This is a genomic window from Modestobacter excelsi, assembly GCF_005930495.1.
Classification (GTDB): Bacteria; Actinomycetota; Actinomycetes; order Mycobacteriales; family Geodermatophilaceae; genus Modestobacter; species Modestobacter excelsi.
Genome location: NZ_SJEX01000002.1, coordinates 103,564 through 126,034, shown reverse-complemented (window position 1 = coordinate 126,034; position 22,471 = coordinate 103,564). Strand labels below are relative to the sequence as shown.

The 22,471-nt window shown below is 74.6% G+C and carries 19 protein-coding genes and 1 tRNA gene; 8 read left to right on the top strand and 12 right to left on the bottom strand.

Going from position 1 to position 22,471, the window contains the following annotated elements; translation table 11 throughout:
* Positions 1–56: 56 nt before the first annotated feature.
* The 4 genes from FHL80_RS01690 (at position 57) to FHL80_RS01675 (ending at position 5,302) form a co-directional block, all read left to right on the top strand.
* Positions 57–842, top strand: coding sequence for a hypothetical protein (locus FHL80_RS01690; RefSeq protein WP_138731733.1), 786 nt, complete (start codon positions 57–59; stop codon positions 840–842).
* Positions 842–2,713 (top strand): magnesium chelatase ATPase subunit I, encoded by a 1,872-nt coding sequence (locus FHL80_RS01685; RefSeq protein WP_246078387.1) that lies wholly within the window; start codon positions 842–844, stop codon positions 2,711–2,713. Before FHL80_RS01690 ends, FHL80_RS01685 begins: the two co-directional genes overlap by 1 nt.
* Positions 2,714–2,715: 2 nt before the next feature.
* Positions 2,716–4,710: a VWA domain-containing protein gene (locus FHL80_RS01680; RefSeq protein ID WP_138731732.1), complete on the top strand. Its 1,995-nt coding sequence runs from the start codon at positions 2,716–2,718 to the stop codon at positions 4,708–4,710.
* A gap of 127 nt (positions 4,711–4,837) precedes the next feature.
* A complete protein-coding gene (locus FHL80_RS01675) occupies positions 4,838–5,302 on the top strand; it encodes a GNAT family N-acetyltransferase (RefSeq protein ID WP_138731731.1) in 465 nt (154 codons plus the stop codon).
* Between the two features lie 6 nt (positions 5,303–5,308).
* On the opposite strand, the gene FHL80_RS01670 is transcribed toward FHL80_RS01675, so the two are convergent.
* Positions 5,309–6,664 carry a DUF2252 domain-containing protein gene (locus FHL80_RS01670; protein ID WP_138731730.1) on the bottom strand — a complete coding sequence of 452 codons (1,356 nt, stop codon included), beginning with the start codon at positions 6,662–6,664 and terminating at the stop codon, positions 5,309–5,311.
* Between the two features lie 85 nt (positions 6,665–6,749).
* Here FHL80_RS01670 and FHL80_RS01665 point away from each other — a divergent pair, with 85 nt between their 5' ends.
* Entirely contained in the window at positions 6,750–7,769 is a 1,020-nt protein-coding gene (locus FHL80_RS01665; protein WP_138731729.1) for an SGNH/GDSL hydrolase family protein, read from the top strand.
* Positions 7,770–7,875: 106 nt separating this feature from the next.
* Positions 7,876–9,096: an acetyl-CoA C-acetyltransferase gene (locus FHL80_RS01660; RefSeq protein ID WP_138731728.1), complete on the top strand. Its 1,221-nt coding sequence runs from the start codon at positions 7,876–7,878 to the stop codon at positions 9,094–9,096.
* A 173-nt stretch (positions 9,097–9,269) separates the two neighbouring features.
* Here FHL80_RS01660 and FHL80_RS01655 read toward each other — a convergent pair whose 3' ends face one another.
* The 3 genes from FHL80_RS01655 to FHL80_RS01645 form a co-directional block, all read right to left on the bottom strand.
* Positions 9,270–10,085, bottom strand: a complete 816-nt coding sequence (locus FHL80_RS01655) for a Bax inhibitor-1/YccA family protein (RefSeq protein WP_216870338.1) — start codon at positions 10,083–10,085, stop codon at positions 9,270–9,272.
* Between the two features lie 121 nt (positions 10,086–10,206).
* Positions 10,207–10,280 (bottom strand) — tRNA-Leu (locus tag FHL80_RS01650).
* A gap of 1 nt (position 10,281) precedes the next feature.
* Positions 10,282–11,049 (bottom strand): uracil-DNA glycosylase, encoded by a 768-nt coding sequence (locus FHL80_RS01645; RefSeq protein ID WP_246078386.1) that lies wholly within the window; start codon positions 11,047–11,049, stop codon positions 10,282–10,284.
* Positions 11,050–11,104: 55 nt separating this feature from the next.
* On the opposite strand from FHL80_RS01645, the gene FHL80_RS01640 reads away from it, so the two are divergent.
* Positions 11,105–11,410 carry a DUF4235 domain-containing protein gene (locus tag FHL80_RS01640; RefSeq protein ID WP_246078385.1) on the top strand — a complete coding sequence of 102 codons (306 nt, stop codon included), beginning with the start codon at positions 11,105–11,107 and terminating at the stop codon, positions 11,408–11,410.
* 42 nt (positions 11,411–11,452) lie between these two features.
* On the opposite strand, the gene FHL80_RS01635 is transcribed toward FHL80_RS01640, so the two are convergent.
* The 4 genes from FHL80_RS01635 to eno all read right to left on the bottom strand — a co-directional run bounded on the left by FHL80_RS01635 (position 11,453) and on the right by eno (position 14,860).
* Positions 11,453–12,403 (bottom strand): Ppx/GppA phosphatase family protein, encoded by a 951-nt coding sequence (locus tag FHL80_RS01635; RefSeq protein ID WP_138731726.1) that lies wholly within the window; start codon positions 12,401–12,403, stop codon positions 11,453–11,455.
* Positions 12,400–12,933, bottom strand: a complete 534-nt coding sequence (locus FHL80_RS01630; RefSeq protein WP_138731725.1) for a DUF501 domain-containing protein — start codon at positions 12,931–12,933, stop codon at positions 12,400–12,402. Before FHL80_RS01630 ends, FHL80_RS01635 begins: the two co-directional genes overlap by 4 nt.
* 111 nt (positions 12,934–13,044) lie before the next feature.
* On the bottom strand, positions 13,045–13,572 hold the full coding sequence (locus tag FHL80_RS01625; protein ID WP_246078384.1) for an FtsB family cell division protein: 528 nt from the start codon (positions 13,570–13,572) through the stop codon (positions 13,045–13,047).
* Positions 13,573–13,576: 4 nt separating this feature from the next.
* A complete protein-coding gene (gene eno / locus FHL80_RS01620; protein WP_138731724.1) occupies positions 13,577–14,860 on the bottom strand; it encodes a phosphopyruvate hydratase in 1,284 nt (427 codons plus the stop codon).
* Between the two features lie 103 nt (positions 14,861–14,963).
* On the opposite strand from eno, the gene FHL80_RS01615 reads away from it, so the two are divergent.
* Complete coding sequence (locus FHL80_RS01615) at positions 14,964–15,932, top strand: DUF3592 domain-containing protein (RefSeq protein WP_138731723.1); 969 nt, start codon at positions 14,964–14,966, stop codon at positions 15,930–15,932.
* A 15-nt stretch (positions 15,933–15,947) separates the two neighbouring features.
* On the opposite strand, the gene FHL80_RS01610 is transcribed toward FHL80_RS01615, so the two are convergent.
* The 4 genes from FHL80_RS01610 to FHL80_RS01595 form a co-directional block, all read right to left on the bottom strand.
* Positions 15,948–16,865, bottom strand: a complete 918-nt coding sequence (locus FHL80_RS01610) for a nucleoside triphosphate pyrophosphohydrolase (protein WP_138731722.1) — start codon at positions 16,863–16,865, stop codon at positions 15,948–15,950.
* 4 nt (positions 16,866–16,869) lie between these two features.
* Positions 16,870–17,877 carry a SurA N-terminal domain-containing protein gene (locus tag FHL80_RS01605; protein ID WP_138731721.1) on the bottom strand — a complete coding sequence of 336 codons (1,008 nt, stop codon included), beginning with the start codon at positions 17,875–17,877 and terminating at the stop codon, positions 16,870–16,872.
* A gap of 86 nt (positions 17,878–17,963) precedes the next feature.
* Positions 17,964–21,536 carry a transcription-repair coupling factor gene (mfd, locus tag FHL80_RS01600; protein ID WP_216870337.1) on the bottom strand — a complete coding sequence of 1,191 codons (3,573 nt, stop codon included), beginning with the start codon at positions 21,534–21,536 and terminating at the stop codon, positions 17,964–17,966.
* 137 nt (positions 21,537–21,673) lie between these two features.
* On the bottom strand, positions 21,674–22,147 hold the full coding sequence (locus FHL80_RS01595) for an FAD synthase family protein (protein ID WP_138731720.1): 474 nt from the start codon (positions 22,145–22,147) through the stop codon (positions 21,674–21,676).
* Between the last annotated feature and the right edge of the window lie 324 nt (positions 22,148–22,471).

Below are 22,471 nucleotides of genomic sequence, written 5' to 3'. Positions count from 1 at the left end.
GTGAGGAGCGGGCGGCGGCGGGTGCGTCCCGCCGCGGTGCGCGCCATGATCACCCCGTGAGGGACTCCGAGGAGCGCGCGCCCGGCCGGGACCTGGTGGAGACCGGGGAGCTGGTCGCCGGGTCGATGAGCCGCGCCGTCGCCGGGCTGCTGTTCGAGCCCGCGTCGAGCCCGCTGCGGCTGGACGACCGGCTGGCCGGCTGCCTGCGGGACGCCGCCACCTCGGCCGCCGCGCTGCCGCTGACCTGGGAGCGCGCCCGCGCCGGTGCGGTCCTGGCCTTCGTCGCGGAGCTGTCGGTCACCCGCACCCACCAGGGCCGCGCGGTGCGCGGCGACGGCTTCTTCAGCGTGACCACCGCCGCGCGCTCGGCCGCCGAGCGCCTGGTCGAGGACGTCGTCCAGGCGGCGCGGCGGACCACCGAGGAGCGGCGGGTGCGGCACCTGGGCTACCTGGTGGCCGAGGTCGTCGTCTCCCCCGACATCGACGTGGCGCTGGCCGCCCGGGCGCTGCAGCTGGCCGAGTCGTGCAGCTGGCGGCAGCTGGTGCTGCTGGCCGCGGTGGGCCGCCGCGACCGCTCACCGCTGCCGATGGCGCCGCTGGAGGACGACCCGCGTGCCTGGCGGGCCTGGGGCGCCCGGGAGGACGTCGCCGACCTGCAGCGCGCAGGCCTGCTGGACCCGCCGCCCGTCGCCGTCCGACCCGGCACCCGGCCGCGGCTGCGCCCGGCCGACCTGCGGCTGACCCGCCGCGGGGTGCTGCTGCACCGGCTGCTGGCGCTGGACTTCGTCCGGGAGGACGACGTCCGGGCCGCGCTCGCCGACCTGGAGCTCCCGACCGCCTGATGAAGGACCCTCTCGCCCCCCACCGCTCGCAGGCTCGCGGCGGGCCCCTGCGAGAGGGCCGCCGCGACGAGAACGTCGACGCCGCGGTCTCCCGCGCGCTCCCGGAGCTGACGCCGGCAGCCGTCCTGCTCACCGACACCCCGGAGGAGGCCGTCCGGCTGCTGGGCGCCGCGCTGGGCCGACCCGGCGCGCTGGGCTCCGGGCAGGCCGCTCTCCGCGCGCTGGCCGCGGTGCACCGGTCCGGCGGGGAGCAGGTGATCGGGTCACTGGACCCGGCACCGGCCGACGAGGACGACGCGCTGGCCGGCGCGCTGCGCGCACTGCCCGCCCCGGACCGGGCCGCGGCGGTCCTGCAGCTGCTGGACGCCGGGCCCCAGCAGGACGCCGGCGCCGCGGTCGCTGCGCTGCGGGCGGCGCTGGCCGGACGCGACGAGCAGGCCCGGGCTGCGCGCGCCTCCGAGCGGTCGCTGTTCGCGGTGCCCGGCGCGATCCCGGAGCCCGACCTCCCGGCCGCCCCGCTGCCCGAGCGGCTCGCCCGGCTGGCCGCCGGCGAGACCTCCCTGCCGGGCATCGTCGGCTTCGAGGACACCGTCGTCCCCGAGGTCGAGCGTGCCCTGATCGCCGGGCACGACCTGGTCCTGCTCGGTGAGCGCGGGCAGGGCAAGACCCGGCTCATCCGCACCCTGGTCGGCCTGCTCGACGAGTGGACGCCGGTGCTGGTCGGCAGCGAGCTCAACGAGCACCCGCTGCAGCCGATCAGCGTCTGGGGGCGGCGGCAGGTCGCCGAGCACGGCGACGCGACCCCGGTCGGCTGGCTGCACCGCAGCGACCGGTTCGGCGAGAAGCTGGCCACCCCCGACACCAGCGTCGGTGACCTGATCGGCGACGTCGACCCGATCAAGGTGGCCGAGGGCCGCACACTGGGCGACCCGGAGACCGTGCACTACGGCCTCGTGCCCCGCACCAACCGCGGCATCTTCAGCGTCAACGAGCTGCCCGACCTCGCCGAGCGGATCCAGGTCGCGCTGCTCAACGTGCTCGAGGAGCGCGACATCCAGATCCGTGGCTACCGGGTCCGGCTCCCGCTCGACCTGCTGCTGGTGGCCAGCGCCAACCCCGAGGACTACACCAACCGCGGCCGGATCATCACCCCGCTGAAGGACCGGTTCGGCGCCGAGGTGCGCACCCACTACCCGATCGAGCTGGCCGACGAGCTCCGGCTGCTGCGCCAGGAGGCGCAGACCACCTGGCTCGGTGGCTCCGGTTTCGACGCCCCGATCGTCCCCGAGCACCTGGTCGAGATCGTCGCCCGGTTCACCCGGCTGGTCCGCGAGTCCAGCCACGTCGACCAGCGCTCCGGGGTCAGTGCCCGGTTCGCCATCGCCGGGCTGGAGACGGTCGCCGCCTCGGCGGTCCGCCGGGCGGCGGTGGCCGGTGAGCCCCGGCCGGTGGCCCGGGTCGTCGACCTGCCGAGCGTCGTCCCGGCCAGCCGCGGCAAGGTGGAGTTCGCCGACGCGGGCAGCGACAACGACGACGACCGCGACCTCGAGGTGCTCGAGCACCTGCTGCGGCAGGCCACGGCGCAGACCTTCCGGGCCCGCTGCGGCGGGCTGGACCTCACCGGCCTGCAGGAGCACTTCACCAGCGGCGAGACGGTCGAGTCCGGCGACCTGGTGCCGGCGGCGGCGCTGCTCGGCCAGCTGGGCACCATCCCGCACCTGGCCCAGCTGCTGGGCCGGCTCGGGGTGCCGGAGGGCGAGCAGTCCGCCGAGCAGGCCGCCGCGGCCGTGGAGTTCGCCCTGGAGGGGCTGTACCTCACCCGCCGGCTGGCCAAGGACACCGACGGCTCCCGCACCGTGTACGGGGCCTGACGATGGCCGGACGACGTCCCAGGGGCTACCGGTACGGCAGGTGGCGCGGTGGGCCCGACCCCCTCGCGCCGCCCTACGACGTGGCCGCCGCGGTCGACGAGATCGGCGACCAGGTGCTGGGTGGCAGCGGGGTGCGCGAGGCGATGCGCGACCTGCTGCGCCGCGGCATCGACGGCCGGCGCGGGCTCGACCAGCTGCGCCGGTCGGTGCGCGACCGGCTGCGGCAGGCCCGGCAGGCCGGCCGGATGGACGGCACGCTGGAGCAGGTCCGTGAGCTGCTGGAGCAGGCGCTCGAGGCCGAGCGCGCCGCGCTCTTCCCGGACCCGGACGACTCCGCCCGGCTCGCCGAGGCCGAGCTGGACCAGCTGCCGGAGGACACCGCCGGCGCCGTCCGTGCGCTCAAGGACCACCAGTGGCGCTCGCCGGAGGCGGCGCAGGCCTTCCAGCAGATCCAGGACCTGCTCCGCCAGGAGGTGCTGGACAGCTCCTTCCAGGGCATGAAGCAGGCGCTGCAGCAGATGCAGGACGGCGACGGCGCGGCCATGCAGGCGGTCAAGGACATGGTCGCCGACCTGTCCGCGCTGGTCGACGCGCACAACCGCGGCGAGGACACCGACCAGCAGTTCGCCGACTTCATGGACGAGCACGGCCAGTTCTTCCCCGACGACCCCCAGTCGGTGGAGGAGCTGATCGACTCGCTGGCCCGCCGGGCTGCCGCCCAGGAGCGGATGCTCGCCGGTCTCTCCCCCGACCAGCGCGCCGAGCTGCAGGGCCTCATGGAGCAGGCGATGGGCGACCTCGGCCTGCAGAGCGAGATGGCGCACCTGTCCGACGCGCTCCGCCAGGCCCGGCCCGACCTGCCCTGGGGGCAGCGCGGCCCGGTGCCCGACGGCGAGCAGCCGCTGGGCATGGGCGACGCGACCACCGCGGTCGCCGAGCTCGCCGACCTCGAGTCGCTGTCCCAGCAGCTGTCGCAGGGGTACGCCGGGGCGTCGCTGGCCGACATCGACCAGGAACTGCTCGAGCAGGCCCTGGGCCGCTCCGCCGTCGACGACCTCGAGGCGCTGCGCCGGCTGGAGCGCGAGCTCGAACGGCAGGGGTACCTGCAGCGGTCCGAGGGAGCGCTGCAGCTGTCCCCCAAGGCGGTGCGCCGGCTGGGCGCGACCGCGCTGCGCCGGGTCTTCGCCAAGCTGTCGGCGACCGGTCGCGGTGAGCACGACGTCGCCGACGCAGGAGCGGCCGGCGAGCTGACCGGGGCCTCCCGGGAGTGGCGGTTCGGCGACGAGCAGCCGCTGGACGTCGTCCGCACCGTCCGCAACGCGGTGCTGCGCACCGCCGGTGAGCCGCACGAGGAGGGGCGCCGTCGGGTGCGGATCGCCGTCGACGACTTCGAGGTGGTGGAGACCGAGCGGCGCACCGGCGCAGCCGTCGCGCTGCTGGTCGACCTCTCCTACTCGATGGCGCTGCGCGGCACGTGGGGCGCGGCCAAGTCGACGGCGATGGCCCTGCACTCCCTGGTGACCACCCGCTTCCCGCAGGACGCGATCGAGATCATCGGCTTCTCCTCCACCGCGCAGGTGCTCCGCCCGGAGACGCTGGCCGAGCTGTCGGTCGACACGTTGCAGGGGACCAACCTGCAGCACGGCCTGATGCTGGCCCGCCGTTTCCTCGCCAAACACCGGGACGCCGAGCCGGTGGTGCTGGTGGTCACCGACGGGGAGCCCACCGCGCACCTGGAGGACGACGGGACGCCGTACTTCTGCTGGCCACCGATGCCCGAGACGATCGCCCGCACCGTCGCGGAGGTGGAGCGGGTCGCGCGCTCCGGCGCCACCCTCAACGTCTTCGCGCTGGACCCCGAGCCGTCGCTGGTCGAGTTCGTGCACGACATCACCGCCCGGGCCGGTGGCCGGGTGTTCCAGCCCGACAGCGAGCGGCTCGGTGAGTACGTGGTCGCCGACTACCTCCGGGTCAGGCGCGGCCCCCGCGGCCGCTGACGCCGGGACTTCGATCAGGTCACCTGATCACCGGCCGTCCCCCCGCACCAGCGTTGGTGCGGTAGGACGCCCTCTGATCAGGTGACCTGATCCACGGCCCCAGAGCCGCGCAGGGGAGGATGCGGGCGTGAGCACCGGGGCCCCGTCGGGGACGATCACCATCGAGCAGGTCGACGCGGCGGCCACCTACCCGCTGCGGGCGCAGGAGCTCCGCCAGGGGCGTCCGGTGGAGATCGACGAGGACGACGCCCCGTACACGTTGCACCTGGCCGCCCGCATCGACGGCGGGGAGATCGTCGGCGTGGTCCGCTTCCACCCGCGGGACTGCCCGTGGCGCGTCGGTGAGGGGTCCTGGCAGCTCCGGGGCATGGCCACCGACCCGCGGGTCCGCGGGCTGGGAGCCGGTCGGGCGCTGGTCGCCGAGGGGCTGGTCCAGGTGGCCGCCCGGGGCGGGGACCTCGTCTGGTGCGACGCCCGGAAGGACGCCGTCGGCTTCTACGCGCGGATCGGCTTCACCACCGTCACCGAGGAGTACGACCTGCGCCCGGTCGGCCCGCACCGCGGGATGCTGATCGAGCTGCCCATCCGCTGACCGGGGTCACGCCGTCGGGTGGTCCCCGCTGGAGCTGATCCCCTGGACCTGCCCGGCTCGGAAGGCGTCGACGAACAGCCGGTGGTCCTCCCGGGTCCGCCGCGCGTAGCCGTGCGCGAAGTCGACGACGTCGGCGATGAACTCCTCGCGGCGGCCGCCGATCATCGTGGTGATCGCCTCCTCGGTCTGGAAGGGCACCAGCGTGTGGTCGCTGTCCGCGTCGCCGACGCAGTGCAGCTTCGCCGTCGCGCGGCCCAGCTGGGCGAGGACGGGCCGGATCTCCTCGGGCTCGGTGAGGTCGTCCCAGTCCAGGTCCACCTCGTAGGGCGACAGCTCGGAGACGACGAAGCCGACGCCGCCGATCTCGGTGTGCCCGAGGAACTGGGAGGCGTTGGCCTGCAGGGACCGCTGGCTGACCGCGGTCCGGTGACCCTCGTGCTCGAAGTAGGCCCGGATCTCCGGGTCGTCGACGATCCGGCTGGGCGCCGGCACGTTGCCCTGCTTCACCGACAGGACGACGTCGTTCTCCAGCGCCTGGTCGTAGCCCTCGAGCAGCACGTTGTAGGCGGGCAGCCCGGCGCTGCCGATGCCGAAGCCGCCGGTGCCCACGACGTCCTTCACGTCGTAGGCGACGTCGCGCCGCCGGCGGGGCGGGTGGACGGTCTCGCGGTAGCGCTCGATGGCGGCGAGCACCTCGGCCCGCTCGTCGTCCTGCAGCCGGCGGTTGCGCGGCCGGTCGGCGAACCGCCGCTCGTACCGCTCGACCACGGTCAGCCGGCCCAGCAGGTCCAGCCGGGTGCGGGCGGTGGTCGCCAGCACGACGTCGTGCACCGCTCCCTCGGTGTTCTCCCGCAGCAGGGCGAAGGACCGGTCGTCGTCCGACTGCGTGAAGGCCGCCACCTGGTCCAGGTAGGCGCCCAGGTAGCCGCTGATCATCTCGCTGATCACGTCGTCGGCGAACGCCTTGCGCCAGGCCAGCAGCGCGAAGCTGGCCGCGAACCGGCGCAGGTCCCAGCTGACGTGCCCGAGGTAGGCCTCGTCGAAGTCGTTGACGTCGAAGACGATGCGCCCCTGCCCGTCCATGTAGGTGCCGAAGTTCTCCGCGTGCAGGTCACCCTGGATCCACACCCGCGACGTCCGCTCGTCACACCACCGGTCCTCCAGCGTCGCCATGTCGGCGTAGAACAAGCAGGCGGAGCCGCGGTAGAAGGCGAACGGGTCGGCGGCCATCTTGCGGAACTTGGTGCGGAAGGCGTCGGCGTCCACCGCCATGAGCTGCGCGAAGGCGTCCACGAGCACGTCGACGATCTGCTGCTGACGCCGGCGGTCGTCCGGAGGGGTGAGGTCAGCTCGATCAGCCACGCCCCTCAACGTAGGGGGTGGCTAGCCTGGGATTCAGCTCCTGGTGCGGCACGCAACCGGGCGCCGGAGGAGAGGACGGGGCCCGGTGACGCGAGCCAGCAGGGCGCGACGACTGGCGACGGGGGCCGTGTACGGCGGCGGCGGCGTCGGGCTCGCGGGGGCTGCGCTGGTGACCCTGCTGCGCCAGGAGGCCCGGGCCGCGCGCCGTCGGGTGACCGCGCAACGGACCCAGCCCGACCCCCCGACCGGCAACGGCGTCTACGGCCGCGGCCGCGGCAAGCCGATCGTGTTCGCCGTCCTGGGCGACTCCAGCGCGGTGGGTCTGGGCGTGGACAACCCCGGTGAGACCCCGGGCGTGCTGATCGCCGCGGCGCTCGTGGAGCTCGCGGAACGCCCTGTCCGGCTGGTCAAGTTCGCCAGGTCCGGCGCCATCTCCCGCGACCTCGCCGGTCAGGTGGAGCGCGCCCTGCCCGAGCACCCCGACGTCGCCCTGATCATGATCGGCGCCAACGACGTCACCAGCCGGGCCCGCCCCGCTGAGTCGGTGCGTGCGCTGGCCGAGGCGGTGCGGGCGCTGATCGCCCAGGGCTGCGAGGTCGTCGTCGGCACCTGCCCGGACCTGGGCACCATCCGCCCGATCGCCCAGCCGCTGCGCGTGCTGGCCCGCCGGTGGAGCCGTCAGCTCGCCGCCGCGCAGACCATCGCCGTCGTCGCCGAGGGCGGGCGCACCGTCTCGCTCGGATCACTGCTCGGCCCCTCCTTCGCCACCGACCGCGAGCTGTTCAGCAGCGACGAGTTCCACCCGTCCGCGGCCGGTTACGCGTCCGCCGCGGCGGCGTTGCTGCCCTCCATCGCCGACAGCATCGGTGTCTGGCCGGCTGCGGCCGACCGCGGGCTGCGGCTGCGCCGGGACACCGTCCGGCCGATCGCCCAGGCGGCTGCCAAGGCGGCCGGGCGCTCCGGTACCGAGGTGCAGCCCACCGAGGTGCGTGGCGCGGAGCAGGGCCCGCGCGGCCCCTGGGCCCGGCTCCGCCGCCGCCGGCCGCCGGAGATCCCGACACCCCAGCAGGCCGACGAGGCGGGGCGCACCGCCGTCCCGTCCTGAGCGGTGGCCCGCGCCCGGCGACCGCCTCCCTACCCAGGGGTAGCTTGAGGGACGACCCGACGTCCGTCGCCGCCCGCGAGGGGGCGCGCCTCATCGTGGAGGACCCATGCCCGAAGCCGTCATCGTCGCCGCCGCCCGCTCCCCCATCGGCCGCGCGTTCAAGGGGTCGCTGAAGGACCTGCGGCCCGACGACCTGGCCGCCACCATCACCCGCGCGGCGCTGGACCAGGTGCCCCAGCTGGACCCGACCGACATCGACGACCTGATGCTCGGTTGCGGTCTCCCCGGCGGTGAGCAGGGCTTCAACATGGGCCGGATCGTCGCCGTCCTGCTGGGCATGGACCACCTGCCCGGGACGACGGTCACCCGTTACTGCTCCTCGTCGCTGCAGACCACCCGGATGGCGCTGCACGCGATCAAGGCCGGCGAGGGCGACGTCTTCATCTCCGCAGGGGTGGAGATGGTGTCCCGCTTCGTCAAGGGCAACTCCGACGCCATCCCGGACACCCACAACCCCCGGTTCGCCGACGCCGAGGCCCGGGTGGCCAAGACCGCCGAGAGCGGTGCGGAGTCCTGGCGCGACCCGCGTGAGGACGGCGACGTCCCGGACGCCTACATCGCCATGGGCCAGACCGCCGAGAACCTCGCGCTGCTCAAGGACGTCTCCCGCGCCGACATGGACGAGTTCGCCGCGCGCAGCCAGAACCTGGCCGAGCAGGCCATCGCCAACGGCTTCTGGGAGCGGGAAATCACCCCGGTCACCACCCCGGACGGCACCGTGGTGAGCGCCGACGACGGCCCGCGCGCCGGGACGACGGTCGAGGGGCTGGCCGGCCTCAAGCCGGTCTTCCGCCCCGACGGCCGGGTCACCGCCGGCAACGCCTGCCCGCTCAACGACGGGGCCGCCGCCCTGGTCATCATGAGCGACCGCAAGGCCGCCGACCTGGGCATCACCCCGCTGGCCCGGATCGTCTCCACCGGTGTCACCGGGCTCTCGCCGGAGATCATGGGCTACGGCCCGGTGGCGGCCTCCGAGCAGGCGCTGGCCCGCGCCGGGATGACCATCGACGACATGGACCTCGTGGAGATCAACGAGGCGTTCGCCGCGCAGGTCATCCCCAGCTACCGCGACCTGGGCATCGACATCGACAAGCTGAACGTGCACGGCGGCGCGATCGCCGTCGGGCACCCCTTCGGCATGACCGGCGCCCGGATCACCGGCACCCTGCTCAACGGCCTGCGCGCCCGGGACGGGCAGTTCGGCCTGGAGACCATGTGCGTCGGCGGCGGGCAGGGCATGGCCATGGTGCTCGAGCGCCTGTCCTGAAGAAGGACCCCGTCCTCCTCATCCCTCCCGAGCTCGGGACGAGCCTCTGGACGGGGCTGGGAACGACCGTGGCCCGGCCCCCTCGCGGGGACCGGGCCACGGTCAGTTGGTGTACGGCCCCGTCCAGGGGCCCGCCCTGAGCTTGCTAAGGGTGGGGAGGACGGGGTCCTTCATCACTCGCGGAAGTAGCTCAGGAGCCGCAGGATCTCCAGGTACAGCCAGACGACCGTCACCAGCAGGCCGAAGGCGATGTACCAGGCGAACTTCGGCGCGACGCCGCGGCGGATCGCCTCGTCGGCCATGTCGAAGTCCAGCAGCAGCGAGAACGCCGCCACACCGATGACGACCAGGCTGAAGATGATCGCGACCGGACCACCGTCGCGCAGGCCCAGGCCACCCGGGGTGAAGAAGCTGGCGATCAGGTTGACCAGCACGAGCGCCAGCACACCGAACAGCGCACCGACGACCCAGCGGGTCAGCTTCGGGGTGACCCGGATGGCGCCGGTCTTGTAGACCACCAGCATCCCGGCGAACACACCGAAGGTGCCGATCACCGCCTGCATGACGATGTTGCCGCCGAAGTTCGCGGCGTAGATCTCGCTGATCGCCCCGACCGCGATGCCCTGCAGGGCCGCGTAGGCCAGGGTGGCGGCGGGGTTGGCGATCTGCTTGAACGAGATGACCAGGCCGAGGACCAGCGCGATCAGGATCGCCGGGAGGGCCAGGGCCACACCCGTGTTGCCGGGCAGGGACCAGGTCGCGGCGGCGGCCAGCACGGTCACCACGAAGGTGAGGCCGGTCTTGGTGACGACGTCGTCCATCGTCATGTAGGCCCGGCCGGTGGCCGCGTACGGCGACGGGGCCGAGTACGGGTCGTACTGGGTGGGTGCCCCGCCGTACGTCTGCTGCGGGCCGGCGCCCCAACCGCCGGACTGGCTGTTGCCGGCCGCGGGGAAGCCCCGGCTGAAGACCGGGTTGTTGCTCGGCATCGTCATCTCCTCGAGGTGACTGGTCGGTCCGTGGGGCTCACTTGGTCCACCCCACGCTGTCTGGTCCAACGCCAGCTCGGCCCGGCGAGTTCCCGGATGCCGCCGACCACAGGTGAGGGTGTGCCCCCGGTCGGGATCGAACCGACACTGGGACCCTTTTAAGGGGCCTGCCTCTGCCGATTGGGCTACGGGGGCGTCAGGGACCAGAGCTTGCCAGTTCGGTGGCACGGGTCAGCACGGCGTCCAGCATCGGCTCGGTCAGCTTGCCGGTGAAGGTGTTCTGCTGGCTGACGTGGTAGCTGCCCAGCAGGGTGACCGGACCGCGGGGACCCGTCAGGGCGACCTCCACCCCGTGCCCGAACGCGGGACGCGGCCGGGGCAGTGCGCAGCCCGCCGCGCCGAGCACCGGCCACAGCGCCGTCCACCCGAAGCCGCCGAGGACGACGACGACCCGCAGCCGCGGCAGCAGCGCCAGCTCCCGGGCCAGCCACGGCGAGCAGGTGTCCCGCTCCTCGGGCGTGGGGGCGTTGGCCGGCGGGGCGCAGCGCACCGCGGCGCAGACCCGGACGTCGGTCAGCTCGAGGCCGTCGTCCTTCGAGACCGAGGTCGGCTGGTTCGCCAGACCCGCGCGCCACAGTGCGGCGAAGATCCAGTCGCCGCTGCGGTCGCCGGTGAACACCCGCCCGGTCCGGTTCCCGCCGTGCGCGGCCGGCGCGAGCCCGACCACGGCGATCCGGGCGTCGGCCGGGCCGAGCCCCGGCACCGGCCGCCCCCAGTACTCCTGGTCGCGGAACGAGGCGCGCTTGACCTGCGCGACCTCCTCGCGCCAGGCCACCAGCCGCGGGCAGGCGCGGCAGCCGGAGATCCGCTCGTCCAGGACGGCGAGCTCGCGGGTGCCGGCGGCGCCGCGCAGCACCCCGGCGGCGGTGCGGGTGACGGGGTAGCCGTCGGCGTCACGTGCCACCGCCCCAGCAGACCAGATGGTCCGGACGGTTCCGGCGGCGGGCATGATCAGCGACGTGGCGAAGACCGAGAAGCCGAAGACCCCGCTGCTGTACAAGGTGCTCGGCCCGGCGATGGCGATCCCGGCCGGCATCGTGGTGAAGAAGACGGCCGACACCGCGTGGCTGAGGGTGCGCGGCTACCCGCCGCCGAAGAACCCGGCCGCCCCGGGCGTCACCTGGCCCGATGCGCTGGCCTGGGCCGCGGTGTCCGGCGTGCTGTACGCCTCCGGTCGGCTGGTCGCCGCCCGCGGCGCCGCAGCGGTCTACAAGAAGCTGACCGGCGAGCTGCCGCCCGGCGTCAACACCGCCAGTGCCGCGTAGCTCCTCGTGGGGCCGTGTCGGCCAACACGGCCCCACGAGGAGCTAGGAGCGGGCGAGGCGGAGGGCGATGCCGTCGAGGATGTCGTGCTCGCTGACCACGACCTCCTCCAGGTCGAAGGCGTCCATGATCACCCGCAGCACCAGTGAGCCGGCGCCGATCACGTCGACCCGACCCGGGTGCATGACCGGGTAGCCGGCCCGCTTCGCCCGGGTCGCACTGAGCAGCCCCGCGGTGACCGACCGGACGGCGGCGACCGGGATGCGCGAGCCGTGGATGGCGACCGGGTCGTACTCGGGCAGGTCGAGCGCCAACGCAGCCACCGTCGTCACCGAGCCGGCCAGCCCGACCAGGGTCGCGGCCTCGTGGACCGGCACGTCGGCGGCGACGAGCTCGAGCGCGGCCCGCACGTCCGCCTCGGCGGCCTGCACCTCGTCCGGCGGCGGCGGGTCGCCGTGCAGGTGGCGCTCGGTGAGCCGCACGCAGCCGATGTCCACCGACCGGGCCGCCCGCACCCCGCCGGCGTCGCCGAGCACGAACTCGGTGGACCCGCCGCCGATGTCGACGACCAGGAACGGCGGACGGGGCGGTGGCGCACCGTGCGCCTTCGCCGCAGCGGACAGCGAGGCGGTCGCCCCCAGGAAGGACAGCTCGGCCTCCTCCACACCGGGGACGACGTCGGGCAGCTGGCCCAGGGTGGCGGTCACCATCGCCTCGAAGTCGGCCCGGTTGGCGGCGTCCCGGCTGGCGCTGGTGGCCACCATCCGGACCCGCTCGGCACCCAGCTCGCGGGACTGGGCGGCGTACTCGGCGAGCACGACCCGGGTGCGCTCGATGGCCTCCGGGGCCAGCCGACCGGTGGCGTCGACGCCCTGCCCGAGCCGGACGACCTCCATCCGGCGCAGCAGGTCGGTGTGCGCCCCCTCCGGTGGCACGTCGGCTACCAGCAGGCGGATGGAGTTGGTGCCGCAGTCGATGGCCGCCACCCGGCTCATCTCACGTCCTCCGGGTCGTCGGGCGAGGGTGCGGCGCAGGGGCCGGCGGCCCACCACTCCCCCATCTCGGCGACCGCGCGGTCGCCGATCGGGTTCACGCCGGGGCCGGCGGCGAGCGCGTGCCCGGCCAGCGCGTGCAGGCACTTGACCCGGTCCGGCATGCCGCCGGCGGTCGCCCGGGTGGGCAGCACGTCGCGGTCGTCCCGGGTGGCCAGGTAGGACTCGTGCGCCGCGAGGTAGCCCGCGGCCAGCAATGCGTCGGTGGCCAGCTCGTCCTGCCACTCCCGCATCCGCCCGGCCGACTCCAGCCGGCTCGCGGCGGCGGTCGCCCGCGGGCAGGTCAGGTAGTACAGCGTGGGGAACGGCGTGCCGTCCTCCAGCCGCGGCGCGGTCTCGACGACGTCGGGCTGGCCGCACGGGCAGCGATGCGCCACGCCCACCAGGGCGCGCGGCGGCCGGCCCAGCTGGCGGGCGATGACGGCCCGCTCGTCAGGCGTGACCGGCGGAGAGGGCGGGGCAGGACTGCTCACCCGACGAGTCTGCGGCAGGCACCCGAGCGCCCACGCACGGGCCCCGGGTGACGTGCTGGAACGGCCCCTCGCAGGGGGCCACCGCGAGCCTCGGTGAGGTGATGGGGTCCTTCAGCCGTCGGCAGCCGCGACCGATCCGAGCAGGCCCTCGTACCAGGGCACCGGCGCCTCCGGGTCGGCGGCGTCGGTCGACGGCGAGGCGCTGTCGCCCGGGTCGCCGGCGTCGCCCACGATGACCAGCCGGTCACCGGGCAGCACGTAGGTCAGCCGCTCCCGGGCCTGCTGGGCGATGTAGGCCGGGTCGGACTGCCGGTCCAGCTGCGCCTGCAGGTCGGCGGCCCGCCGGGTCAGCTCGTCGTGCTCGGCGGCGAGCTCGGCGAGCTCCTGGCGGCCGGCCACGTACTGGCGCAGCGGGCCGGCCAAGGTGAGCGCGAGCAGCAGCACCAGCGTGCCGAGCAGGACGGCTCGGCCGGTGAAGCGCGGGCCGCGGCGGGTGGTCGTGCTGCGGGCCGCACTGCGGGTGGTCCGCCGTCCGGGCCGGCTGTCGGCCGACCCGCGCGAGCCGGCCCGCACCGGCCGTGACGAGGCCCGGCGGCGGGTGCCGCCGGACCTGCCACGGCGGGGGCGGGCCGTGCTCATCCGGTCAGCCGCGTGCGGCGAGCCGCGGGAAGGCGGCGGCGCCGGCGTAGCGGGCGGCGTCGTCCAGCTCCTCCTCGATGCGGAGCAGCTGGTTGTACTTGGCCACCCGCTCGCTGCGGGCCGGGGCACCGGTCTTGATCTGCCCGCAGTCCAGGGCGACGGCGAGGTCGGCGATCGTGGTGTCCTCGGTCTCCCCCGAACGGTGGCTCATCATCGAGCGGTAGCCGCTCCGGTGGGCCAGGGTCACCGCGTCCAGCGTCTCGGTGAGCGTGCCGATCTGGTTGACCTTCACCAGCAGCGCGTTCGCCGCGCCGCGGGCGATGCCGTCGGCGAGCCGGGCCGGGTTGGTGACGAAGAGGTCGTCGCCGACGATCTGCACCCGGTCACCCAGGGCCTGGGTCAGGGCGACCCAGCCGTCCCAGTCCTCCTCCGACAGCGGGTCCTCGATCGACACGATCGGGTAGGCGTCCACCAGCCCGGCGTAGTACTCGGTGAGGTAGGCGGCGTCGCGCGTCGTCCCCTCAAAGGCGTAGCCGTCCTCGCTGTGGAACTCGGTGGCGGCGACGTCCAGGGCGAAGGCGACGTCGGTGCCGGGCGTGCAACCGGCCTGCTCGACGGCCTCCACGATGAGGTCCAGGGCGTCCCGGTTGCTGGGCAGCGACGGGGCGAAGCCACCCTCGTCGCCCAGGCCCGTGGACAGCCCGCGCTTCTTCAGCACGGACTTCAGTGCGTGGTACGTCTCCGCGCCCACCGCGAGCGCCTCGGCGAAGGTCGCCGCGCCGATCGGGGCGATCATGAACTCCTGCACGTCGACGTTGCTGTCGGCGTGGGCGCCACCGTTGAGGATGTTCAGCATCGGCACCGGCAGCAGGTGCGCCGACGGGCCACCGACGTAGCGGAACAGCGGCAGGCCCGCGGACTCCGCGGCGGCCTTCGCGACGGCGAGGCTCACGCCGAGGATCGCGTTGGCGCCGAGCCGGGACTTGTCGGGGGTGCCGTCGAGGTCGATCAGCCGCTGGTCGAGGAGGCGCTGCTCGGAGGCCTCGAAGCCGACGAGCTCGGGGCCGATGACGTCCAGGACGCCGTCGACGGCCTGGGTCACGCCCTTGCCGTTGTAGCGGTCGCCGCCGTCGCGCAGTTCCACCGCCTCGAAGGCGCCGGTCGAGGCGCCGCTGGGCACGGCGGCCCGGGTGATCGTCCCGTCGTCGAGGGCGACCTCGACCTCGACGGTGGGGTTTCCGCGCGAGTCGAGGATCTCTCGCGCGCCTACGGCATCGATGCTGGCCACGAGGGGCAGCCTAGCCAGCCGGGCGACCGCCGCGGGACACCCCGGCGGTGCACCCGCCGGGACGGCGGCCGGACACCGGGTCGGAGCTGGGACGATGGCCGCGATGACGCCGCCGACCTCCCCGCCGCTCCGCCCGCACCGGCGCGCGGCGCGCCAGCTGCTCCTCGGCCTGGTGCCGTTGCTCGTGGTCGGGCTGGTGCTGCTGGTCGCGCTCGCGGTGCGGCTGGGGGACGTCCGGGCGCCGCTGGCCGCCGGGACCGCGACGGCGACCGCGACCGTGACGGCGGTGGGGACGGCGCCGGACGGGCGCGGTCTCGACGTCTCGTTCACCGACGAGGAGGGGACGCCGCGCACCGGCGTGATCGAGCTGGAGCGGGCGCTCGACGTGCCGGTCGGCGCCCGGCTGACGGTGCGCTACGACCCCGACGACACCGCCGACGGCTCCGCCCGGGTGCACACCGACGGCGACGCCGCCTCGGCCGCGGTCAGCGACGTGGTGTTCGGTCTGGTCGCGGTGCTGGTCGTGTTGCTGGCGGCCACGGCGCTGACCACCGCCCGGCTGCTCGGACGCCCCCGGTTGCGGTCGCGCCCGGCGCTCCGGCTGACCGCCACGCACGTCGTCGTCCGGCAGGGGCTGCTGGTGCGCAGCTGGCTGGAGATCGACAGCTCGGCCGGGCTGCGCTGGCTGCCGGTGCACTGGGCGCCGGAGCTGGACCGGCTGACCCCCGGCGCCCGGATCGAGGTGCGCGGCGATCCGGCGCGGGACCGGCTGGTGCTGCCGGTGGTCGAGGGTGCGGAGATCTGGCCGTCGGGGCGGGTGCGCGGCCGGGAGCCGCGCGGCGAGCTCCGCCAGGCAGCCGTCGACCCGGCGGCGACCGACGTGGGGCTGGCCCGGCAGGCCCGGGCCGACGGCGTGCTGCCCTTCCTCGCGCCGGTCCTGGGGCTGCTCTGGTCCTACGTCGACAGCAGCGGGCCGCTGGGCTTCCTCGCCGTGACCGCGCTGTCGGCGGCCGTCCTGTTCTGGCTGCCGCAACTGCTGGGCTCCGACCCTCGATCACCCGGCAGGACCTGACGGAGCCCAAGGCGGTCAGGGTCGGGCGAGGGCGGCGGCGTCCAGCTCACCGGCGTAGCGGCGGACGGCCTCGCGCAACGCGTCCTCGACGTCCCAGCCGCGCTGCGCGGCGGCCACGACCACCCCGAGCAGGCGCTCCCCGAGCGCCTCGGGGCTGTCCACCGACAGCTCACCGGCCGGTGGCGTGGGCAGCCCGGCGCGCTCGGCCCGCCGGGTCAGCGCGGCGCCCCAGGAGGCGGCCGGTTGCGAGCGGGAGACCCCCTCGGTCGGCGACCGGCGCTGCTTCTCCGCCTTCTTGATCTCGTCCCAGCCCGCCTCGACCTGCGCGACGTCGCGAGGGCCAGCATCGCCGAACACGTGCGGGTGCCGCCGGACCAGCTTGTCGACCAGGTCCCCGGCGACGTCGTCGACGTCGAACCGCCGCTCCGGGCCGGCCTCGGCCGCCACCCGGGCGTGGAAGACGACCTGCAGCAGCACGTCGCCGAGCTCCTCGCGCATCGCCACCGGGTCGTCGTCGACGATCGCGTCGTAGGCCTCGTGCGCCTCCTCCAGCAGGTACCCGCGCAGCGAGGCGTGGGTCTGCTCGGCGTCCCACGGGCAGCCACCCGGCGAGCGCAGCCGGTCCATCACGGTGACGACGTCGAGCAGTCGGGCGCCGGGCGGCTCGGGGGCACCGTCCACCCGGTCCGGCCCCGCGCTGCCGTCGGTCTCCTCCGGCGTCGCCAGCAGGACGACGTGGGCTCCGTGCGCGGCTGCCTCCTCCGGACCCGCGACGTCGGTGACCGCGATGCCCTCCTGCCGCAGCACCTCGGCGGTGGCCGCGGCGCCGGGGAGGGCGAGGACGGCCGGGGCGGCGGTGACCGCCCGCCAGCCGGCGGGGGCCAGCAGGCCGGGCAGGCGGGGGCTGACGGTGACGAGCAGCGCGACGGGCACCCGGTCAGTCTCCGGCAGCGCCCGGGTCGGTGCCGCCGGCGCCCGCTGCGGCGTCGTCCTCGAGCAGGAGCACGACCCCGCCCTCGTCGGCGACGACCCGCCCCTCGTCGAGCACGCCGTACCGCGGGTTGACGGTCACGTCGAGGTCCTCGCGCACCGCGGTGACCAGGGCCAGGCCGGCGTCGTCGGCCTCAGACGCGGCCTGCTCGGCGAGCTGGGCGCGCGCGTCCTCGAAGCTCGGCACGGTGACCGACCGCACCAGGCCGACGACCACGCCGCCGGCCTGGGGAACGGCCTGGGTGAACCCCTGCCCGGGCTGGGTGGCGGCGACCGAGGGGGCCAGCACGTCGGGCAGGTCGGCGGAGGTGAAGGACTGCACGTCGGGCAACGTGTTGTCCCCGGCGTACTGCGCGGCGACCGCCGGGTAGCCGGCCGGGTCGGCGGTCAGCTGGGCGAGCACGGCGTCAGCCGTCGGCTGGTCCGGCACGGTGACGATGCCGAGCTCGACCGTCGTCAGGGCCGGCTGGCCGGCCGCGTAGCGGTCGCGCAGCGCGTCGTCGGACAGGTCGGCCTTGCCCGCGGCGACCGCGATCCGCTGGCGGACCAGCTGCTGCCGGACGTTCTCCACGACGTCGTCCTCGCTGGCCCCCTGCTGCTGCGCGACCTGGGCGAGGACCTGGTCGCGGTCGCTGCCGGCCAGCAGCTGGCCGATCCGCGCCTGGACGTCGGCGTCGGTGACCTGCACGTCGTACCGGCGGGCGGCGGCGGCGTAGACCTCCTCGCCCACCTGGAGGCTGAGCACCTGGCGGGTGAAGCCGGTCTCGTCGTCCCCGGCGTAGGCGGCGATGTCGGGGACGGCGAGCCGCTCGGCGACGGCGTCGTCCAGCTCGGCGACGGTCACCTGCGACTCCCCCACGTACGCGGCCACCGTCGGGGCGTTGCGGCAGCCGGCCAGGCCGCCGAGCCCGGCGACACCCACGAGCAGGACGGCGACGGCGCGACGGCGGGACACGGCCGCGAGCGTGCCACACGGCTGTGACCCGCGTCGCAGGCCCGCGCCGGTCGTGGCCTTCGGCCCGTCCAGGGGCCCGTCCTGAGCTAGCGAAGGGCGGGGAGGACGGTGGCCTCCTGGGGCTGCTGGAGGACGGCGGACAGCAGGGTGTGCAGCTTCTCCAGCAGCGCGACGTCCCGCAGCGGCGTCCGCCGGTCCGGACCCATCGGCACCTTGATCGACACCGTGCGCACCGCCGCCTTGTAGGTGGCGCCCTCGGCGAGCCGGGACAGCTTCATCACCTGCGACTCGCGCAGCTCCAGCGGACCGACCCGGATGTTGCGGCCCTGCATCGAGATCTCGGTGACGCCGAGCGCCCGCATGGCCGCGCGGAACCGGGCCACCGCCAGCAGGTTGAGCACCGGTGCCGGCGGGGCGCCGTAGCGGTCGGTCAGCTCGTCGAGCACCGCCTGCGCCTGCTCGTCGTCCTGGACAGAGGCCACCTTGCGGTAGGCCTCCATCCGCAGCCGTTCACCGGGCACGTAGTCGTGCGGCAGGTGGGCGTCGACCGGGAGGTCGACCCGCACCTCGGCCGGCTCGACCGCCGGGGACTCCCCCGTCGCCTGGGCGCGGTAGTCGCTGACCGCCTCGCCCACGAGCCGGACGTAGAGGTCGAAGCCGACGCCGGCGATGTGCCCGGACTGCTCCCCGCCGAGCAGGTTGCCCGACCCGCGGATCTCCAGGTCCTTCATCGCCACGGCCATGCCGGCGCCGAGGTCGGTGTTGTGCGCGATCGTGGTGAGCCGGTCGACCGAGGTCTCGGTCAGCGGCCGGGAGGGGTCGTAGGTGAAGTAGGCGTAGGCGCGCTCCCGGCCGCGGCCCACCCGGCCGCGGATCTGGTGCAGCTGGGACAGGCCGAAGGTGTCGGCCCGGTCGACGATCAGCGTGTTGGCGTTCGGGATGTCCAGCCCGGACTCGACGATCGTGGTGGCGACCAGGACGTCGAACTCCTTCTCCCAGAAGCCGACCATGACCTTCTCGAGCTCGTGCTCGTGCATCTGCCCGTGGCCGACCGCGACCCGCGCCTCGGGCACCAGGTTGCGGATCTTGGCCGCGGCCTTGTCGATGGACTGCACCCGGTTGTGGATGACGAACACCTGGCCGTCGCGGAGCAGCTCGCGGCGGATCGCGGCGGCCATCTGCTTGTCGTCCCAGGCGCCGACGTAGGTCAGCACCGGGTGCCGCTCCTCCGGCGGGGTGAGGATCGTCGACATCTCGCGGATGCCGGTGAGGCTCATCTCCAGGGTGCGCGGGATCGGGGTGGCCGACATCGACAGGACGTCGACCGCCGTCCGCATGGTCTTCAGGTACTCCTTGTGCTCGACGCCGAAGCGCTGCTCCTCGTCGACGATCACCAGCCCGAGGTCCTTGAACCGGGTGGTCGGCTGCAGCAGCCGGTGGGTGCCGACCAGGATGTCGACCTCCCCGGCGGCGAGCTTGCGCAGCGTCTCGTCGGACTCCGTCTTCGACTGGAAGCGGGACAGCACCGCCACCGTCACCGGGAACTGCGCCATCCGCTCGGAGAACGTCTTGAAGTGCTGGTTGGCCAGCAGCGTCGTCGGCACCAGGACGCCGACCTGCTTGCCGTCCTGCACCGCCTTGAACGCCGCGCGGATCGCGATCTCGGTCTTGCCGTAGCCGACGTCGCCGCAGATGATCCGGTCCATCGGCACCGGCTGGGACATGTCGGCCTTGACCTCGTCGATCGCCGCCAGCTGGTCGGGGGTCTCCTGGAACGGGAAGGCGTCCTCGAGCTCGCGCTGCCAGACGGTGTCCGGGCCGAAGGCGTGGCCCTTGCTCGCCATCCGCGCCGAGTACAGCCGGATCAGCTCCGCGGCGATCTGCTTGACCGCCTTGCGCGCCTGGTTCTTGGTCTTCTGCCAGTCCGCGCCGCCCAGCTTGGACAGCGCAGGCGCCTCCCCGCCGACGTAGCGGGTGAGCTGGTCGAGGGAGTCGGTGGGCACGAACAGCCGGTCCGGCGGCTGGTTCCGCTTGCCGGGCGCGTACTCGACGATCAGGTAGTCGCGCTGCCCGCCGTGCACGGTGCGGCTGACCATCTCCACGTAGCGGCCGACGCCGTGCTGCTCGTGCACCACGAGGTCACCGGGCTGCAGCTGCACCAGGTCGACGGCGTTCCGGCGGCGGGCCGGCATCTTGGTGGCGTCCTTCATCGAGGTGCCGCGCTGGCCGGTGAGGTCGCCCTCGGTGACCAGTGCCAGCCGGACGCCGGGGAAGGCGAAGCCGGACTCGAGGTTGCCCTGGGTGATCAGCGTCGGCCCGGCCTCGGGTGCGCCCTCGATGCCGGGCACCAGCCGGGCGCCGAGGTCGTGCTCGGTGAGCTGGTCGGCGGCGCGCTGCGCGGGGCCCGGGCCGGCGAAGGTGAGCACGACCCGCCAGCCGTCGCGGCCCCACCTCCGCAGCTGGTCGATGGCACGCTCCTGGTCGCCGTGGAACTTCTCCACACCGGTGGCGTCCAGCGTCAGGTGGGTGGCGTCGTCGTCGGGCAGCAGAGTGAACACCCCGGTGGTCCACCACGGCAGGCCCCGGGCCCGGGCGGCGTCGGCGACGTCCTCCAGGTCGCGGAAGGACGACGCGCCCAGGTCGATCGGCGCCTGGCCGGCCTCGGCGGCGGTCTGCCAGGACGCGGCGAGGAACTCCTCGGCGGTGCGCACCAGGTCCGCCGCGCGGCTGCGCACCCGCTCCGGGTCGAGGACCAGCACGTGCGTGCCGCGGGGCACCAGGTCGGTGAGCAGCTGCATCTGCTGCCCGCCGATCAGGGCCGGGATCAGGGACTCCATGCCCTCCACGGCGATGCCCTCGGCGAGCTTGCCGGTGACCTCGGCCAGCTCCGGGTGGTCGACGCCGAGCTGGGTGGCGCGGGCCCGCACCTCCTCGGTGAGCAGCAGCTCCCGGCACGGCGGAGCCCACAGCCGCTCCGGCCGCTCGTCGAGCGACCGCTGGTCGGCGGCGGAGAAGTACCGCAGCTCGTCGACCTCGTCGCCCCAGAACTCCACCCGCACCGGGTGCGGCTCGGTGGGCGGGAAGACGTCGAGCAGGCCACCGCGGACGGCGAACTCACCGCGCTTCTCGACCAGCTCGACCCGGGTGTAGGCCGCGTCGGCCAGCGCCCGGGCGACGTCCTCGAGGTCCGCGGACTGGCCCGGCGCGAGCTCCACGGGCACCAGGTCGCCGAGGCCGGGCGCGAGCGGCTGCAGCACGCTGCGCACCGGCGCGACGACGACGTCGACCGCCGACCCCTGCTCGGGCTGGGTGAGGTCGCGCAGCACGGCCAGCCGCCGGCCGACGGTGTCCGCCCGCGGGCTGAGCCGCTCGTGCGGCAGGGTCTCCCACGCCGGGAAGACCTCCACCCGGTGGTCGGGGACGAGGCAGCGGAGCACCGCGGCCACCGCGTCGGCGTCCCGCTCCCCGGCGGTGACCACCAGCACGGGCACGCCGGCTGCGCCGTCAGGTCCCCGCCCGCCCGCGGCCAGTGCCGCGGCGACCAGCGGCTGGACCGGCGGTGCGGCGGTGACGGCCAGCTCGGCGGAGCCGGCCTGGGCGACCACCTGCGCCATGCCGGGGTCGGTCAGGACGACGTCGAGCACGCCGCGCAAGCTCACGGAGGCCACTCCTGCTCCTGGGGGCCACGCACGACGCGCCGGGTGCGCGCGGGGGCCGCTTCCCAGGTTAGATGAAGGACCGCGTCCCTCTCATCCCTCGCAGGCTCGGGACGAGCCTCTGGACGCGGCCGACCGGGTCAGGCGCGGGCGGCCAGCGCCGGCTCGGCGGTGATGGCCGCCAGCGCCTTGCGCAGGATCGTGCTCGAGGTGTGCATCGTGTACGGGAAGTACTGGACCTCCACGCCCACGGCGGCGAAGTCGCGCTCGAGCTTGTCGCCCTTGGCGGTGCCCCGCCAGTCGTCGCCCTTGAAGAGGACGTCGAACCGGACCTCCCGCCAGGTGTCGATCTTCTCCGGGACGACCTCGGCGTGCACGTCGTCGACGAAGCGCAGGTTGCGGACGATCTCCATGCGCTCGACCAGCGGCACGACCGGCAGCCGGCCCTTGGTCTGCAGCAGCACCTCGTCGGAGACCACCCCGACGACCAGCCGGTCGCAGTGGGCCGCGGCGTGCTTGAGGACGTTCAGGTGGCCGACGTGGAAGAGGTCGTACGCGCCCGGCGCGTAGCCGACGACGGGCCGGACGGCACCGCCTGTGGTGGACCTGGACATCGTGCACTCTCCTCGACTGACCGACACGCTCCGTGACTGGACCGGGCGGACATCGCCGTCCGGCCGGGCTCGCAGGGCCACGCTAGGCAGATCCGGTGACCGAGCGTGAGAGCCGACGGGCAGGTTCACCCGATGGGGCGGGGCCGGTGACCTGATCGGTGGGCCTGGCGCCCGCGGCCGGCCGGGAGCGCCGCAGACCGGTACCGCGAGCGGGCGGCGCGGGCCCCTCTCCATCGGGTGAGGCAGCCGGCTCGGGACCGCATCCGGCCTGGTCAGCGCCTTAGCCTGCACGCAGAGGACCAGGACGCGCGGGCGCTGCGCCCG